Source organism: Candidatus Darwinibacter acetoxidans (assembly GCF_041936445.1).
GTDB lineage: Bacteria > Bacillota > Limnochordia > Darwinibacteriales > Darwinibacteriaceae > DTU010.
In genome coordinates this window covers 75616-92321 of the sequence record NZ_JBHGXH010000322.1, presented here as the reverse complement: position 1 = coordinate 92321, position 16706 = coordinate 75616, and the positions used below count along the sequence as shown (strand labels likewise).

18 protein-coding genes are annotated in these 16706 nt (G+C 61.1%); 15 read left to right on the top strand and 3 right to left on the bottom strand.

The annotated features are described in order from the left end of the window. Positions 1-188: 188 nt before the first annotated feature. Positions 189-386: a cold shock domain-containing protein gene (locus ACE4YL_RS13630; RefSeq protein ID WP_461360230.1), complete on the bottom strand. Its 198-nt coding sequence runs from the start codon at positions 384-386 to the stop codon at positions 189-191. A gap of 389 nt (positions 387-775) precedes the next feature. Between ACE4YL_RS13630 and fliD the strand changes: the two genes are divergently transcribed. The 4 genes from fliD to ACE4YL_RS13610 are packed head-to-tail and all read left to right on the top strand — an operon-like array spanning position 776 to position 4051. After that, the gene (gene fliD / locus ACE4YL_RS13625; RefSeq protein ID WP_461360229.1) at positions 776-2248 is read left to right on the top strand and encodes a flagellar filament capping protein FliD; all 1473 of its coding nucleotides are present in this window, start codon (positions 776-778) and stop codon (positions 2246-2248) included. A 5-nt stretch (positions 2249-2253) separates the two neighbouring features. Continuing rightward, positions 2254-2658 (top strand): hypothetical protein, encoded by a 405-nt coding sequence (locus ACE4YL_RS13620; RefSeq protein ID WP_461360228.1) that lies wholly within the window; start codon positions 2254-2256, stop codon positions 2656-2658. Positions 2659-2675: 17 nt separating this feature from the next. Beyond that, complete coding sequence (locus ACE4YL_RS13615; protein ID WP_461360227.1) at positions 2676-3476, top strand: class I SAM-dependent methyltransferase; 801 nt, start codon at positions 2676-2678, stop codon at positions 3474-3476. 11 nt (positions 3477-3487) lie between these two features. Beyond that, the gene (locus ACE4YL_RS13610; RefSeq protein ID WP_461360226.1) at positions 3488-4051 is read left to right on the top strand and encodes a late competence development ComFB family protein; all 564 of its coding nucleotides are present in this window, start codon (positions 3488-3490) and stop codon (positions 4049-4051) included. Between the two features lie 61 nt (positions 4052-4112). On the opposite strand, the gene ACE4YL_RS13605 is transcribed toward ACE4YL_RS13610, so the two are convergent. Beyond that, entirely contained in the window at positions 4113-4328 is a 216-nt protein-coding gene (locus tag ACE4YL_RS13605; RefSeq protein WP_461360225.1) for a hypothetical protein, read from the bottom strand. 169 nt (positions 4329-4497) lie between these two features. On the opposite strand from ACE4YL_RS13605, the gene ACE4YL_RS13600 reads away from it, so the two are divergent. From ACE4YL_RS13600 to ACE4YL_RS13580, 5 genes are read left to right on the top strand one after another with little or no spacing between them, the layout of a single operon-like run. Next, positions 4498-6033 (top strand): spore germination protein, encoded by a 1536-nt coding sequence (locus ACE4YL_RS13600; RefSeq protein ID WP_461360224.1) that lies wholly within the window; start codon positions 4498-4500, stop codon positions 6031-6033. After that, positions 6030-7187 (top strand): Ger(x)C family spore germination protein, encoded by a 1158-nt coding sequence (locus ACE4YL_RS13595; RefSeq protein ID WP_461358312.1) that lies wholly within the window; start codon positions 6030-6032, stop codon positions 7185-7187. The genes ACE4YL_RS13600 and ACE4YL_RS13595 overlap by 4 nt, the downstream gene beginning before the upstream one ends. A gap of 2 nt (positions 7188-7189) precedes the next feature. Further along, on the top strand, positions 7190-7414 hold the full coding sequence (locus ACE4YL_RS13590; protein ID WP_461358311.1) for a hypothetical protein: 225 nt from the start codon (positions 7190-7192) through the stop codon (positions 7412-7414). Further along, a complete protein-coding gene (locus ACE4YL_RS13585) occupies positions 7411-8526 on the top strand; it encodes a GerAB/ArcD/ProY family transporter (protein WP_461358310.1) in 1116 nt (371 codons plus the stop codon). Before ACE4YL_RS13590 ends, ACE4YL_RS13585 begins: the two co-directional genes overlap by 4 nt. Before the next feature lie 54 nt (positions 8527-8580). Beyond that, positions 8581-10284 (top strand): phospho-sugar mutase, encoded by a 1704-nt coding sequence (locus ACE4YL_RS13580; RefSeq protein WP_461360223.1) that lies wholly within the window; start codon positions 8581-8583, stop codon positions 10282-10284. Positions 10285-10369: 85 nt separating this feature from the next. Here ACE4YL_RS13580 and ACE4YL_RS13575 read toward each other — a convergent pair whose 3' ends face one another. Further along, complete coding sequence (locus tag ACE4YL_RS13575) at positions 10370-11563, bottom strand: HD domain-containing phosphohydrolase (RefSeq protein ID WP_461369721.1); 1194 nt, start codon at positions 11561-11563, stop codon at positions 10370-10372. A gap of 98 nt (positions 11564-11661) precedes the next feature. Here ACE4YL_RS13575 and ACE4YL_RS13570 point away from each other — a divergent pair, with 98 nt between their 5' ends. The 6 genes from ACE4YL_RS13570 (at position 11662) to ACE4YL_RS13545 (ending at position 16706) form a co-directional block, all read left to right on the top strand. Further along, on the top strand, positions 11662-12222 hold the full coding sequence (locus tag ACE4YL_RS13570) for a chromate transporter (RefSeq protein ID WP_461358998.1): 561 nt from the start codon (positions 11662-11664) through the stop codon (positions 12220-12222). Beyond that, on the top strand, positions 12219-12758 hold the full coding sequence (locus ACE4YL_RS13565) for a chromate transporter (protein WP_461358997.1): 540 nt from the start codon (positions 12219-12221) through the stop codon (positions 12756-12758). The genes ACE4YL_RS13570 and ACE4YL_RS13565 overlap by 4 nt, the downstream gene beginning before the upstream one ends. Positions 12759-12860: 102 nt before the next feature. Further along, complete coding sequence (locus tag ACE4YL_RS13560; RefSeq protein WP_461358996.1) at positions 12861-13454, top strand: TetR/AcrR family transcriptional regulator; 594 nt, start codon at positions 12861-12863, stop codon at positions 13452-13454. 21 nt (positions 13455-13475) lie between these two features. Next, complete coding sequence (locus ACE4YL_RS13555; protein ID WP_461358995.1) at positions 13476-14951, top strand: ABC transporter substrate-binding protein; 1476 nt, start codon at positions 13476-13478, stop codon at positions 14949-14951. Between the two features lie 16 nt (positions 14952-14967). After that, complete coding sequence (locus tag ACE4YL_RS13550; protein WP_461358994.1) at positions 14968-15888, top strand: ABC transporter permease; 921 nt, start codon at positions 14968-14970, stop codon at positions 15886-15888. Between the two features lie 14 nt (positions 15889-15902). Continuing rightward, positions 15903-16706 (top strand): ABC transporter permease, encoded by an 804-nt coding sequence (locus ACE4YL_RS13545; RefSeq protein ID WP_461358993.1) that lies wholly within the window; start codon positions 15903-15905, stop codon positions 16704-16706.

Sequence of the window (16706 nt, the reverse complement as noted above, 5' to 3'; positions counted from 1 at the left end):
ACGTAGTTGATAACCAGAGCAAAGCACGGTATAATCTTTGGTGTATAGTTTTGTTTGCATAACTAAATTATACCAGGGTACGGGCTCCTTCGCGAGCCCGTATTCTCGTTATTAGACAAAAAAGGGCCGTGCAGGATGAACGAATCAACGTTCATTCTGCAACAGCCCCTTTTTACCTAGGTTACGAACTACAGGCGAACTACGTTAGCTGCTTGCGGACCGCGGTCGCCCTGGACGATTTCGAAGCTTACTTCTTCGCCTTCGTTGAGGGTTCTGAACCCGCTGCCTTGGATGGCTGTGAAGTGTACGAATACGTCTTCGCCGTCTTCACATTCGATGAAACCATAGCCCTTTTCCGCGCTAAACCATTTTACTCTACCAGTCATGCAGAGGCCTCCTGAAAATTTAATGCTGGGCAAGGCTTAAACTACGCAAACATCTTGCAGCCCTTGCTCAACTTCAGGTTGGAACTCGAGGCCTTACGTGTTCGCTTCATTTAATCGCCTAACCGACTTCAGCATACCACAGGCGCAAGCGGCTGTCAAACTATTTCGAGTTTCAAGAGGCAGGAAGCTGGAAGGAAGATGCGAAGCGGCCCAGATCGGAGGCGGGAAACAGGAGGTAGAGGGCCTGATGCAGGAAGCAGAGCGGGGGCGAAGAAAATGTGTGGGTGAGGTGGCTTTTTTTGCTTGGGAAGTTTCGGGGTGCTTGGTTAAAGGTGTTTGGTTGGGATGCCGATAGTTAAGGTGGAGTACCTTAGGGATGAGGTGGCAAGATGAGGATCTCTGGATTGAATTCAGGATTGGATATAGAACAGATTGTCAGCGATTTGGTGAGGGCGCAGCGCATTCCCCTGGATCGGGTCTACCAGCAAAAAGTAAAGACCGAGTGGAAGCGCGATGCCTACCGGGAGGTCAACAGCAAACTGCTGCGCTTTCGGAACTTGGTCTTCGATCTGACGCTGGAGGGGACGTTCCTCAAGAAAAGCGCCGCTTCTTCGCGCCCGGATCTGCTCACCGCCACTGCTTCCGGCGCAGCGACCGAGGGGACCTGGGAGATCGTGGTAAAGAAGCTGGCTTCCGCAGCGCGGCAGGTCAGCGAGCTGCCGGAAGATCTGCCTGGGGGCTTTTCCTTTGTTATCGGGACTTCCCCGGAGAAGCTGGCCACCATCACGATTGAGGATGGCGATGGCCTGGAGCAGATCGCGGCCAAGATCAACAAGGCCCAAGTGGGCATCAACGCCTTTGCCCACGACGGCCAGATCTCTTTCACCACCACCGCCACCGGTCAGGACGCTGCGATCTATGTGGATCAGGCCTTTACCGAGCTCTTCGGCGGGGAGCTGGGGGCGCTGGCCCAAGTACCCGGTGAAGACGGAGAGCCCCCCATGGTCGGTGTCTGGACCGTGGAGGGCCAGGCTGTCCGCGGCTCCGATGCCGAAGTAGTGATCAACGGCATCGAGGCGACCTACGGAAGCAACACCTTCCAGTTCAACGGCATTACGGTAAACCTGCTCAACGCGGAAGCAGGTGCCGCGGTCACTGTTGAGGTCAAGCCGGATGTGGACTCGGTGGTGGAGAAGGTCAAAGAGTTTGTGAACCTCTACAACGAACTGGTGGGTGAGCTGAACCGGCTGCTGCGGGAGGAAGTGTACCGCGACTTTCCGCCCCTGACCCAGGAGCAAAAGGATGCCATGTCGGACAAGGAGATCGAGCTCTGGGAAGAGAAGGCCAAAAGCGGCCTCTTGCGTTCCGATTCCCTGCTCAGCTCGATCTTGAGCGAGATGCGCATGGCCCTTGGTGCCGCGGTGGAGCGGTCAGGTGGCGCAGTGAGCCTTAGGCAGATGGGCATCACCACCGGGGCCTGGTATGAATACGGGCGCCTCTATCTCGATGAAAACAAGCTCAGGAGCGCCCTCACGGAAGATCCCGATGCTGTGCGGGAGCTCTTCACTCAGCAGGGTGGCGAAGGGAAGACCGCGGGTATAGCCCGCAGGCTCACGGAAGTTTTGGATCGGGGGATGCAGCGCATCACCGACACCGCAGGCAAAGCCACCATTCCCTACGACCAGAGCTATTTAGGCAACCGCATCCGGGAATATGAATCCCGCCTGGAGGCCATGGAAGAGCGCCTGCGGCGCTTCGAGGAAGCACAGTGGAGAAAGTTTACGGCCATGGAAAAAGCTCTAGGCCAGCTCTATGCCCAAAGTGACTGGCTCTACCAGCAGCTCCTGGCCATGCAGGGATGATCTAAGTGGCAAAGGAACTTTACGAACGGAAACTAGCTCTGCTGCGGCAGCTCAAGGAGCTCACCGATCAGGCCCTGGCCTTTACCCCGGAAGAGCTGGTCCAGGATGACCACGCCCATGAGCGGGTGCTCCAGCTTTTGGCGGAGCGGGAGGGACTCATGGCGAGCATCGACCAGCTCGACCGGGAGCTGGCCCAGGGGATCGCCAAGGCCGCGGAGGCCCACAAAGAGGCGCTCCGGGCGGAACTGCTGCAGATTCAAGAGCAAAATGCCCGCCTGGAGGAAGTGTTCCAAAAGAGCCTGGCTCAGCTGCGGGAACAGACCCGGAAGATTCAAGATGGCCGGCAGTCCCAGCGCGCCTATTTTTCCCGGCCTAGCCCGGAAGGGGCTTTTATCGACACAAAACGCTGAGGCGGTTGGAAGGACCTATGGACGATTATTTCGGTTTAGCCAGAGAGCTCCTGGCAAAGGGGAGGGCCCAGATCGCCGACCCCTACGCCCAGGCAGAGCTTTACGATCTGCTCAACCTGCAGGTGGGCGGCGATGAATTCTATGTAGAGTTCGCCAAGGAGCGGGGCGGCCGGGTCTTGGATCTGGCCTGCGGTTCGGGGCGGCTCCTGCCGCAGCTGCTGGATGCAGGGCTGGAGGTAGCCGGTTTAGACCTTGCCCCGGCCATGCTGGAGCGGGCCAGGCGGAGGCTGGGGGAAAGGGCTGGCCAGGTGGAACTGGTTTTGGGGGATATGCGCGGGTTTTCCTTCGGGCAGCCCTTTGACACCATCCTCATCCCCTACTGTTCCCTGATCTACATGCACAGCGATGCTGACCGCCTCGCGGTGTTCCAAAGGTGCAGCCAGCACCTTCGGGAAGGTGGCTGGCTGGCCTTTGACTTTCTGGCGGGCGCTGTGGAAGTGGGTGAGGGAGTTCCTTCCCTGGCCCTGCAGGGCATCCACCCCTTCACGGAAGAGCTCCTGGTGAGCGTGGTGCAGATCAAGGGGCTGGCGAGGGACCTGAGACTTCTCAACCAGATCAACTATATCCTACCCAAAGAACCGAAACCGGCGCAGGTTACGGTGTTTGCCAGCAGGGAAGCGGTGGTTCAGCCTGAGCATATGGCGGACCTAGTGGTTCAGGCTGGCTTTGAAGTGGCAGGGGTCTACGGCAGCTTCGCCCTGGAACCCTACGCCGGTGGGGAAACCTGCCTGATGGTTGCCTGTAAGCGCCGGGGCTAGGAGGAATGTCCATGAAGATCAGTACAAGCGATTATGCTCTTTACAACCGCATGGAGGCTGCAGCCCAAGAGGCCGTGGAGCAGGTTTTGGCCGCAAGGACAGAAGGGTGCACCTGCCAGATGTGCCGGGAAGATATGCAGTGCCTGCTGCTCAACCAGCTCAAACCCCAGTATGTACCCCTGCTGCCGGGCATCAGCAAAGAGCCTTGGACCCTGGAGGACTTGGGGGCAAAGGCGCGGGCGGAGGTGATGGCCGCCGCCGAGCATGCCGTCTTTGTGGTGCGGCACAACCCCCGCCACGGGCATGAGCGGGCCCCCATGCAGAACTGCACGGAGGCCATGGTCCTGGGTGCCCTGGGGGAGGTTTTGACCAGGGAGAAACTGGCCCTGGGGAGAGAGGAGCTCAGCCGCTTAATGGCGGAGGTCCTCAATGAGCTGCCGCCCCGCTACACCACGTCCTTTAAGGGCGATGCCTTCGCCCGCACGGAAGAGCTGGAGGCGGCTTCCGTGGCCTCGATTTTGACCGCGATTTACGGTGCCCTCAAGCGGCTGGAGATGATCCCCGGTTCTGCCTAAACCAAGCAGGAAATGAAGAGGCGTCCTTGGCATGAGCTGAAGGACGCCTTTTTTTGTGCTGCTATGTGCGGGCCGCCAGGGCCTTTTCCCTGATTTCCTCCGCCACGGCGCTGCTGGTGAGGGATTCTACGGCTTGCCAAAACTGGATCGCGGGTTCGGGGCCTAAAATATCGCTGAAGATCTTATCACCCCTGTTGTTCCAGATGGTGATTTTCAGCCTTCCGCTTTTGTTTTGGATCCGGACAAAGAACTGACCGCTTTCGAACATGGTGTTCATGAGCAATCCCCCTTGTGCTTTTTAATAATGTTCCGCACGGGGCAGGGAAATCCTGCGCCGCGGCGCGGGAAAATGGTGGGTTTGCTAGCTCCCTCCTAGCTCGCCTGGAGCTGTGCTCATACAACCTGGGGTGCAGTGGATATACTAGGGAGAGCGGGAGGGAGCAGGCATGTTCTTCTGGCAGCGCACGAAAAAAAAGGGACCAGATCCCAGGGGCCTGGACCGCCTCAGTTCGTCCCTGGAGACCAACCTGCACTGGCTGCAGACAGATCTCTTCGCCAGTGACGAGACCATTGTCTACCGGCGCATCAAGACCAGCGGGCCCAAGCCCCGGGACTGCGTGCTGGTCTACGCGGATAACATGGTGAAACACGAGTACTTGAGCCAGTTTGTGCTCCGACCCCTGCTCAAAGCGGAGCTTCCCAAGGGGCTGCGGGGTGAGGAACTGGCCAGGTACCTCGCGGAACAGGTGATTGAGGCGGACAGTTCCGAGTGCATCACCGGCTACAGCCAGATTGGCGACAAGATCATGGGCGGGGTGGGCGTGCTCCTCGTGGATGGCTGTCCCCTGGGTCTGGTGGTGGATGCCCAGGGCTGGGCCAAACGGACGGTAACGGAGCCCCCTTCAGAAAGTGTGGTGCGGGGACCCCGCCTGGGCTTCAGCGAAGACCTGGGGGTGAACATCAGTTTAGTGCGCCTGCAGATCGCCAGTCCCAACTTCAAAACCAGATTCGTGCAGGTGGGTGAGCAGACCAAAACCAGGGTGGCCATTTTGTACCTGGACAATGTCACCTCCCTGGATTTGGTGGATGAAGTGCAGCGGCGCATTGAGGAGATTACAATCGACGCCGTGTTGGATTCCGGCTACATCCAGGAATACATCAGGGATGCGCCCTATTCCCCCTTTCCCACAATCGGCCACACGGAGCGGCCCGATGCGGCCGCGGCCAAGATCCTGGAGGGGCGGGTGGCGGTGCTGGTGGACGGCTCGCCCTTCGCGCTAACCATGCCCTACCTTTTGGTGGAGGCCTTTCAGGCCAACGAAGACTACTACAACCACTGGATGGTGGCCAGCTTTCACCGGCTGATCCGCTACATCAGCTTCTTCATCACCACCAGCACCCCCGCGATCTACATCGCCCTGATCAGCTATCATCCCCAGCTCATTCCCACCAACTTGGTGGTGAGCATCTCCGCGGCCCGGAAAAATGTGCCCTTCCCGGGCATTGTGGAAGTGATCATCATGGGTTTGGTTTTCGAGATCCTCCGGGAAGGGGGTGTGCGCCTGCCCCGGCCCATCGGGCAGGCGGTGAGCATCGTGGGGGCCATTGTCTTAGGCGAAGCCGCCGTAAGTGCCAGCTTGGTCAGCGCCCCCATGATCATCGTGGTGGGCCTCACGGGCGTGGCCGGCTTTGTTAACCCCTGGCTGAATGACATTGCCGTGCTCTTCCGGCTGCTCTTTGTTGTGCTGGCCTCGGTCTTGGGCCTCTATGGCTATGTTTTGGGAGTGATCGCAGTGGTGCTGCTCCTCTCCTCCATGGAATCCTTCGGGGTACCTTACCTTTCCACCATGACCACGCTGGTTCCCCAAGACATCAAAGATACCCTGCTGCGGGTGCCCTGGTGGCAGATGACCCTGCGCCCCAGGTATCTGGCCTCCAAAGACCGCCAGCGCCTGCAGGGGCGGGGAGGCCGGGGCTCATGAGGCGGCGCCTTTTCCCCATGCTCAGCCTGCTCCTTGTGTCCCTGCTCCTTACGGGGTGCTGGGATTACATGGAAATCGAGTCCTTGGAGTTTGTCTTCGGCCTGGGCGTGGATCAGGTAAAACCGGAGGTTGTGGTGGTTTTGGAGATGGCCAAGACCAGCGGAGGTGGGCAGCAGACCATGGTGGAACCCAAAGTGCTCTCCACCAAGAGCCAGAGCGCAGCCACCGCAGCCCGGGCCTTGTCTAACCCGGCGGGCCTGAGGACCTTCTGGTCGCATGCTTACGTCTTTTTGATTTCTGAACAAGTGGCCCAGGAAGGTATCATCCCTGCCATGGAGCACATTGTCCGCAGCCGCCACCTGCGCAGCACGGTGTGGGTGTTCATCACCAAGGAGTGCACAGCGGAAGAGGTGTTCAAAAGCAAACCGCCGGTGGCCAATTCCGTGAGCGAACATCTCAACTCCATCGTGCTCATGCAGGACGCTATCTCCGGTTTCCTTCCCCTGCAGGTGTGGCAGCTCAATCAGGCCTTTGCCGCGGAAGGGGTGGCGGCCATACTGCCCACGGTGAAGCTGGTCCACCAACGGGGTGAGCTGGTGCCCATCGTGGAGGGGACCGCGGTGTTCAAACGGGACCGCATGGTGGGCTGGCTGGACGGGCAGGAAAGCGACATACTCTGCCTGCTGAAGGGTCTTGACCAGCGGAGCTATTACGTGGTGGACACCAAGGTGACCGATCACGGCTATTTCCCCATCACCTATGAGCTGGTGGGGAACCGTGTGGAGCTGAAGCCCCTGGTGAGAAAGGATGGCAGTATTGCCGTGGCCATTTCCCTGACCCTGGAGTTGGGGGTGGAGGAGATCGGGGCAGCTCCCCTCAGCTTCCGCGACGAAAAACTGGTCAGAAGCGTGGAGGCGCAGCTGGCCACCTTTGTTACCCGGGAAGTGCGGGGGTTCCTTTGGAAAATCCAGAGGGAGTACAACGCGGATATCCTAGGTTTCGGTCAGCTGTTTAGGCGCAAAAAGCCAGAGGTGTGGCGCCGCTTGGGGGAGGACTGGGACGCCCAGCTGCGGGATCTCCAAGTGGAGCTGGACGTTCAGTGCAAGATAGTCTTCACCGGGACCTCCTCTGAGCCGCTGCTGGTGAGGGAATAGGCGTGGTGGTCGTCGTGATCTTAGCCTACGCCGCGGTGGCGGCCCTGGAGATCTGGCTGTGGGCGGAGCGTCCCTGGCAGAAGGTTTTGCTCTACCTGGTGCTCATCGCCGCCGGGGCAGTGCTGGCTGCCCTGCTGCTTAGGGATAGCGACCTGAAAGTGCCTGAACCTGTGGGGTTTGTGACCAGGCTGATCAAACGGCTGTGGGAGGGAGGCGGGGGCAAGTGAAGGAGCTGGTGCCTGACCATCAGGGCCTGGTGCTGGTGATGCTGTTTGTGGTGGGCAACACCCTGGTCTTCGCCCTGGGGGGCGTGGCTGGTCCCGACATCTGGCTGGCTTTTCTCTTGGCCACCGTCCTGGCCATCCCCATGATCTTGCTTATGGCCCGGGTGCGCAGCCTGATGGGGGGCGCCTCCCTGGCCTGCGGCTTGGAACAGCTTTTGGGCAAGTGGCCGTCGCGGGCCTTGGCCTTTGCCTATGCCGGTTATGCTTGGCGGCTGGCCTGCTATGTGGTGAGTGATGTGACCAACTTCATCCAGGCCGTTGCGCTGCCCACCACGCCGCAGGTGGTCACCGCTACACTGTTTGCCCTGCTCATGCTCTGGGCCGCCAAGGAAGGGGTGGAGGTTTTGGCCCGCTTTGCGGCGATAATGAGCAAGGTGGTTTTCAACGTCCTCTTCGTCACTTTTCTCATGCTCCTGAGCCAAGTGGAGCTCGGGGAGTTCCAGCCGGTGATGTATAACGGGGTGAAACCCGTTTGGCTGGGTGCTTTCCAGCTCTTGGAGTTCCCCTTCCTGGAGGTTGTGGTGCTCTTTTGGGTCTTTGACTGCTTTCGCAGCAAGAAGTCCCCCTACAGAGTCTTCCTCCCCGGCTTTGTGGCCGCGTCCCTGATCCTGCTGGTGATGGCCAGCACCAGTTTGGCTGTCGTGGGGGCAGAGCGCTATGCCCAGTTTTACTTCCCCGTCTGGGCGGCGGTGGCCCGGATCAACATCTCCACCTTCCTGACCCGGCTGGAGGCCATTATCGGTGTGACCTTCGCCATAGGCAGTTTCGTAAAGATGGCCGCCTGCCTGCTGGCGGCCAGCCGCTCTCTGGCCTACTCCTTCGGCTTCGCTGACTACCGCTTCCTGGTTACTCCCCTGGCCTTGGGGGTGATCCCCGGTTCCCAGTGGTTCATCAGTACCCTCTTGGATGTGGAGCTGTCTGTGATCAAAACCTACCCCACCAGCGCCACCTTTTTCCAGGCGGTTTTGCCCGTTCTGATCTGGATTTGGGTGGAGTGGCGCGCGAGGAAGCTGGGGAGGGGGAAGAGTTCCCCCACCCAGGCAGGAGGGCAGTGAAAAGTCGAGAATTATTCGCTTGTATGTCTACGCTGAATTGAGGAGGCGCTGCGCATGGATGCGATGGCAAGCTACCAAGCCTGGCTGAATAATCCTCTGATTGACGAGGACACCAAAACCGAACTGCGGGGCTTGGCAGAAAATCCCCGGGAAATAGAGGATCGGTTTTATAAATGGCTGGAGTTTGGCACCGGGGGTTTGAGGGGTACCATGGGTGCCGGCACCAACAGGGTGAATATCTACACCATCCGCCTGGCCACCCAAGCCCTGGCCGCTGTCCTCAAGGCGGAGGGGAGGGACAAGGGCGTGGTGATCGCCTACGACTCCAGGCGCAGGTCCCGTGAGTTTGCCCAGGCGGCCGCGGGGGTCTTGGTGGCCAACGGCCTGCCGGTGTACTTGTTCCCGGAGGTGGCCCCCACGCCGCTCCTTTCCTTTGCCGTGCGCCACCTTGAGGCCGCGGCGGGCCTGGTGATCACCGCCAGCCACAATCCGCCCGAGTACAACGGGTACAAGGTGTATAACGAGGCCGGGGGGCAGATCTTAAGCGCCGAGGCCGCAAAGATCAGCTCCCGCCTGGCTAGGCTGCGCCTGGAGGAGGTGCAGTTTGCCCCGGATCCCCTGGAACATCCCCTCTTGAGCCTGGTGGGGGATGAGGTGGTGGAAGCCTATTACCACGCGGTACTCTCCAGCGTCCCTCCCCTGGAGCACAGCGGTGAGCTGGGCGTTTTGTACACTCCCCTCCACGGCACCGGGGGACGTTATGTGCCGGAAGTGCTGCGGCGGGCGGGCTTTCGGCGGGTCGCTGTTGTACCGGAGCAGCTTAAGCCCGATGGGGATTTTCCCACCGTGACTTCGCCCAATCCAGAGGATGGGGAAGCCTTTGCCCTGGCCTTTCAGCAGGCCGCGGGGAAAGGCTGTGATCTGATCATTGCCACCGACCCCGATGCGGATCGCATGGGGGTGGCGGTGCGCCAGGGGGAGAGCTGGGTGCTGCTGAACGGCAACCAGATGGGCGTGCTCCTCGCGGACTATCTCCTCTCCCGCCTGGAGCCCCCCAAGCTGCAGGGGGGCGTTGTGGTCAAGACCATCGTCACCACGGAGATGATCCTGCCGCTGGCCCGCCGCTGGGGGGTGGAGGTGCTCAACACCTTGACCGGGTTTAAGTACATCGGCGCGCTCATGGATCGCCTGCCGCCCGCGGGTAAGCAGTTCATCTTCGGTTTTGAGGAAAGCTACGGCTATCTGGCGGGCACCTACGCCCGGGATAAGGATGCGGTGGTGGCCAGCCTCCTGGCCGCCCAGGCCGCGGCCTTCTACGCCCAAAGGGGTTTGAGCCTCGCCCAGCGTCTAGAGGAGCTCTTCACCGCATACGGCTGTTACCTCCAGGATGTCGCTTCGTATTCCTTCGCCACCAGCCTAGAGGCGGAGCGGGCGCGCCTTTTTGTCCAGCGGCTGCGGGAAAAGCCCCTAACGACACTGGCCGGGGAGGCGGTGCTGGAAATTAGGGACTACGGCCGGGGCGTGCGCTGGGAGCTGGCGACGGGCAGGGAAGCTCCCCTTGACCTTCCCCGGGAAGATGTGCTGCAGTGGATAACCGAAAAGGGCAGCAAGGTATCCCTGCGCCCCTCAGGCACCGAGCCCAAGATGAAACTCTACCTGGAGGTGCAGGGCCGCAGCCGCGGGGAGGCGGAGGAGCGGCTTTTCAAGCTCAAAGCCGCCTGCCACCAGCTGATTGTGCAGGGCCTGGCGGAAAGCTAAGCAGCCCTCCCTTTTCGGGGTAGCAAAAACACCGCTGTCTGCCGCCTTGGGGCCAGCGGTGTTTGCTTTTGGAGACCGGGGAAGCTCAGCGGTGCTTGTCCACGATGGCCATGATCTCATCCAGGTGGGCGATGGCCAGCTCCGTGAGTTCCGGGTCGATGTGCCCCGCCTGGACATTGTTGCGCAGGAGGGCGGTGACCTTGTCCTTGGACATGGCCGGCCGATAGGGCCGGTGTTCCAGGAGAGACTGGGTGATATCCGCCACAGCCATCAAACGGGCCTCCAGGCCCAGCTGCTCGGCCCGCAGGCCGAAGGGGTAGCCGGTGCCATCCAGCCGCTCGTGGTGGAAGGCGGCCCAGCCCGCGAGCTCTTCGGCACCGGGTCCGAACTCCCTGATCAGATGGTAGGTGTGATAGGTGTGCTGCTGCATCACGGCCCGCTGCTCCCGGCTGAGCCCCCCGGGATGCATGAGGATCTCGTCGGGGACCGCCAGCTTGCCCAGGTCGTGGAGGAGGCCGGCCACCTTGATGGTGCGCACCTTGGTCTCGGGCATGTCCAGTTTCCGGGCCAAAAACTCCGCCACATCGGCCACGCCCTTGGAGTGATCTCCGGTCCAGGGTGATTTGGCGTCCACGATGGTGGCCACCAGCTCGCCCAGTTCCTCCAGCTCATCGATGGTCAACTTCCGCCGGAAGCTGGACCGCCCAGCGGCGTACTGGTAGTTGCGGTGCTGAAGATCAAGCCAGAAGCTGGGCGTTTGGGCCACGCGCCTTAAGGCTTCCACCACCTCCGGGGAGAAGACGTCCCCCTGTCTGTGGGTGAAATAGGCGAGGATGTCCTCCACCTGCCAGAGGTAGTAGGTGTCCTTCTTGAGGATGATATCCACCCGGTCCGCGACATGCAGGACGGCGGGGATGGGGCGCAGGTTAGGGGAGTAATGATCGTGATGTTCCAGGACGTTGCGGGCCAGGCCGCTGAACAGGCTGATGGACCTAACCAGGCGGTAGCCCCGCAGGCAGTGGGCGGAAACCCGCTCCCGCACCGGCTCCAAATCCGCCAGCGCCAGCTGCTCGTCGGAGGTGAGGATGCCCACATCGTGGAGGAGGGCGCTGAGCACCAGCTCATTGAGCTCCGCTTCCGTCCAGTCCAGCTTCCTACCGAGGTGGTAGGCGATATGGGCCACCCGTTCAGCGTGGTCCAGGAAAACCTGCTTGTTGATGTCCCCGGCCCTGCTCAAACTGCGCATGGTGGAGATTAGGTCTGCTTCAAACTGTGCCATGGGTTTCACTCCTCGCCAAGAGTCACGCGGATGGAAAAAGGATATCTCCGCCGGAAGGGGAATAAGAATACCCGTATGTTCTAAAAGGAGTGGCTTGAATGCAGCAAAAACGTGCTAGTCTTTGGAACCTTTTCAGCGTCTTTTTCCGCATCGGCGCCTTCACCTTCGGCGGGGGCCTGGCCATGCTGCCCCTCATCGAACGGGAAGTGGTGGAGGTCCAGGGCTGGGTGGAGCAGGAGGAGATCTTGGATATTGTGGCCCTCTCCCAATCCGTGCCCGGAGCCATCGCCGTGAACAGCGCCATCTTCATCGGCCTCCGCCTGCGGGGGCTGGCGGGGGCTCTGGCGGCGCTCCTGGGCGTGATGACCCCCTCCGTTGTAATTATCCTCATCATAGCACATTTCTTTACACAGTTTCAATCCAATCCCTATGTGATGCGGGCTTTCTCCGGGGTCAAGGCCGCGGTGATCGGCCTGGTGGCCGCGGCAGCCTGGCGGGTGGGCCGGCAGGTGGTCACCAGCCCCTACGCATTGGCCGCCTCATTGGTCGCCCTGGTTTTGAGCGTCTTTGATCTGCTGCCCATCGTTTGGATTATCATTTTAGGGGGTATCAGCGGGATCATCTACTTCAGCCGCCGGGAAGGGGGAGTGGCCAAGTGATCTTCTGGCAGCTCTTTGCTTCGTTCTTTAAGATCGGACTTTTCACCATCGGCGGCGGGTACGCCATGCTGGCCCTCATCCAGCAGGAAATCGTCCGGTTGGGCTGGATGACGCCCCAGGAGTTCGTGGATGTGGTGGGCATCGCCGAGGTTACCCCTGGACCCATCGCCATTAACTCCGCAACCTTTGTGGGGTTCCGCACCGGGGGCATTCCCGGGGCTCTGCTCGCTTCCTTTGCCGTGGTGCTGCCCTCGCTGCTCTGCGTGAGCGTGGTGAGCCGCATGTGGAACAGGTACAAGGAAGCCCGCCTGGTGCAGTTCATGTTCGCGGGCATCCGCCCTGTGGCGGCTGGCCTGGTGGCCGCGGCTGCAGTGCTCATTGCCTTGGCCACCTTCCGGTATGTACAGGGGTTCCCTGGGAAGCTTTGGACGGGGCTCATCGCCGCCGGCTGCTTCTACGGGGTGGGAGTGAAGAAGTGGAATCCCATCAAGGTGCTCATGATTGCGGCGGTTTTGGGCCTGCTGCTCTTCCGCTGAAGGATTTGGGGAAAAATGCCACGGAGGTCTAGCCAAGGGGCCACCTTCGTGGTATACTTTTGATGTCGGTATGACTGGGTGGTCACATAAGGGGGGAGGAAGGTGCCCAAGCAGACGTTTTTCAACCTGGAGCCGGAAAAGCGCCAGGGAATCATCGCCGCCGCGGTGCGGGAGTTTGCCGAGCACCCCTTTGAGCAGGCTTCCCTGACCAAGATCGTGGAAAGCTGCGGCATCGCCAAGGGCAGCATGTACCAGTATTTCGAAGACAAGCTGGATCTCTACCTGTACATCGTGGATCTGGCCTACGAACAGAAAAAGGCCTATGTGGGCAGGGCCTTCAGCTTGGAGGGGGACATCTTCGCGGTTTTGAGCGAGTATTACCGCTTGTCCTACCAGTTTGCCCTGGACCATCCCCTGCTGCACCAGGTGGCCAACAAGTTCTGGGATTCCCGCTCCGAAGCCCTCCGGGCCGAGCTGGAGAAGGGCCGCCTGAGCCGGTCCAGGGATTTTGCCCGGGTCTTGGCCGAGGCCATGGCCGCAGGGAAGGTCAATCCCCAGCTGGATCCGGAAGCGGTCTTTTTTGTGTACCACGCGGTGGGCAAAGAACTGATCGATCATTTTCACCAGGGCTGTAATGACGAGTTTTTGCAGCAGGTCTTGGATGTTTTGAAATATGGACTACAGGCACGGGACTAAGGAAACAGGGGGCGAGACAAGATGTGGAAACGCATGGGCTTGCAGCTGATCATAGCTTTGCTGCTCTTGACTTGGGGCGGGTTTGCCAGCGCCCAAGTCTTAAATGTGGCCATTCCCCAGGATCCGGATAGCTTCGATCCCACCCGCACGGTGGCCGCAGCCACCAGCGAGGTGGCCTTCAACATCTATGAAGGTCTGGTCAAGGCCACGCCGGAGGGGGGAGTTGCCCCGGCCCTGGCCAGCCACTGGACTGTGGACCAGGGAGGCACCTTGTACACCTTTTACCTGCGGGAGGCCTACTTCCATGACGGCAGTCCCGTCACGGTGGAGGATGTGGTCCACAGTTTGAACCGGGCCCGGGATCCGGAGCTGGCGGTGCGCGCCGGGGAGCTTGCGGTGATCAAAGAGATCACTGCCCTGGAGAACGCGGTGCAAATTGAACTCCACGAGCCCCACGGGGCCTTTCTCTACCTGCTCACGGAGGTGTATGCCTCCATCTACCCCAAGGGGGCGGGGGATCTCAGCCGGAAGCCCATCGGCACCGGCCCCTATTACCTCGCGGACTGGGGCCCCAACCAGCGTCTGGAGCTGCGCCGCTTTGAGCACCACTGGTCGGGGCAGCGCCCCTATTTTGCCCAGGTCAACTTTTTGATCATGCCCGATGAAAACAGTATGGTGCTCAACCTCAAAGCGGGGCGGATCCAGCTCATCCCCCGCCTGGAGGTGTCCGTTTTGCACCAGGTGGAAAACAGCCCCGGGATCAAGGTCCTGGCCTCGCCCATGAACCTGGTCCAGCTGTTTGCCATCAACAACGCCCGGCCCCCCTTTGATGACCTGCGGGTCCGCAGGGCTTTGGCCCTGGGTCTGAACCGGGAAGAGATCTTGCTGGGGGCAGCCTGGGGGAACGGCTTTCTTCTGGACAGCGCCCTAAGCCCGGCCATGGCAGGCTTTTACCACGACGGTCTGGGGGAGATCAACCCCTACGATCCGCAGCGGGCCAAGGAGCTGCTCCGGGAGGCGGGGCAGGAAAACCTGCGCTTTACCTTGACCCTACCCGCCAACTACCCCTTCCACGTGCAGGCCGGGGAAATCGCGGCCCAGCAGTGGCAAGCCCTGGGCCTGGAGGTGGATCTGGAGATTGTGGAGTGGGGGACCTGGCTGGAGCGGGTTTACACCCAGAGGGACTACGATGTTTCCATCATCGGTTTGGCGGGGCGTCTCGATCCCCATGCCATCTTGGTCCGCTACACCACAGACAGCAGCCGCAACTTCTTCAACTTCTCCAACGCCCGCTACGATGAGCTGATCGAGCTGGGGCTGCGGGCCGAGGGGGAAGAGCGGCGGGCCATTTACCTGGAGGCCCAGGAGATTTTAGCCCGGGAGCTGCCTGGCATTTTCATCATGGATCCGCAGCAGCTTGCGGCCATGCGGGAAGAAGTGCAAGGCTGGCGCAGCTACCCGGTGTACGTGGTGGACCTGGCCAGTTTGTATCAGTAGGGGGAAGGCAGGGAGTATGAAGCGTTATCTGTGGCGCAGAGCCGGGGGATTTCTCCTCACCGCGCTCTTGGTGAACTTTGCCACCTTTTTCATCCTGCAGGTGCTGCCTGGTGATCCGGCCCTGCTCATGCTGGGCACCGAGGGCAGCCCCGAGGCCTATGCCGCCCTGCGCCGGGAGCTCAGCCTGGATAAGCCGGTGCTGCCGCGCTATGGCCAGTGGCTGCTACGCTTCATCGGGGGCCAGTGGGGGAACTCCTGGCGCTATTCCCTGCCTGTACGGGAGTTGGTGAGCCGGGCCTTTCCCCTTTCCTTGGGCCTGGCCCTCCTGGCGGTGGGGGCCGCGGCGGGCGCGGCTCTGCCGGTGGGCCTGTACATGGCCCTGCGGCCCCGCAGTTTCGGCAGCCGCCTGCTTTCCCTCGGCACCCAGCTGGGGCTGGGTTTGCCCCAGTTTTGGGTGGGCATTCTGCTCATCCAGCTCTTCGCGGTGCAGCTGCGGCTGCTGCCCCCGGGGGGAGCCGAGGGCTGGGTCAGTTTTCTTCTGCCCACCCTGACTTTGGCCCTGCCCAGGATGGCGGTGCTCAGCCGCTTTTTGCGCGCCGGCATGCTGGAGGCTCTGGCTGAGGATTATGTGCGCACCGCCCGGGCCAAGGGGCTGCCCCAAGGGAGCGTTTTGTTCAAACACGCCCTGCGCAACGCGGCCTTGGGCCCCCTCACCGCCGCGGGAGTGCAGTTCGCCCAGCTCTTGGCGGGCACCATCGTGGTGGAACAGGTCTTCGGCCTGCCCGGTGTGGGCCAGCTCCTCCTAAACGGCGTGTTCCAGCGGGATCTGCCCCTGGTGCAGGCGGTGGTGACCCTGGTGGTTCTGCTTATCCTCCTCTTTGATCTGGCCTTCGATCTCTGTCTGGGGCTTTTGGATCCCCGCATCCGCTATGAATGAAGGTGAAAACGACCATGAATTCCCGCAGCTGGGGTAGGATCTTAGTGGGCTTTATGCTTGCGTTCACTATCCTAGGTTGGGTTTATACCCCCCATGATCCCAATCAAATCAGCATTGCCAAGCGTTTTCAGCCCCCCAGTGGGGAGCATCCCCTGGGGACGGATCACTTCGGACGGGATGTGCTCAGCCGCATCCTCTGGGGCGCGCGCATTTCCCTGGCGGTGGGGGTGGCCGCGGTCTGCCTGGGGGCGGCTGCGGGAGTGGCCCTGGGGCTGGCCGCCGGTTTTTTTGGCGGCTGGTGGGATGAACTGCTCATGCGCCTGAGCACCAGCCTGCAGGCCCTGCCCAGCATCCTTCTGGCCCTGCTCTTTGCCGCCATCTGGTCGCCCGGTGTGCCCGTTGTGGTCTGGGGCATCGCCCTGGGAAACATCCCCAGTTTCCTCAGGGTCACCAGAAACCAGGTGCTCAGCATCAAACAGCGCCCCTATGTGGAAGCGGCCCGGGCGCTGGGGGCAGGGGATCTGCGCATCATGCTGCGCCACATTCTCCCCAACCTCCGGGGGGCCCTCTTGGTGCAGCTTTCCGTGAGCCTGGCGGGGGCCATTTTGGCCGAGGCCTCCCTGAGCTACTTGGGAGTGGGTATCCAGCCGCCGGATCCTTCCTGGGGGCGCATGCTGCGGGAGGCCCAGCCCTACGGTTCCCTGGCCCCCTGGCTGGTTTTAGCTCCGGGCCTCTTCATTGCCCTAGCTGTGATCGGCTTTAACCTCCTGGGGGATAACTGGATTTTAGGCAGGGAACGGGTGGCTAAAGGAGAATAA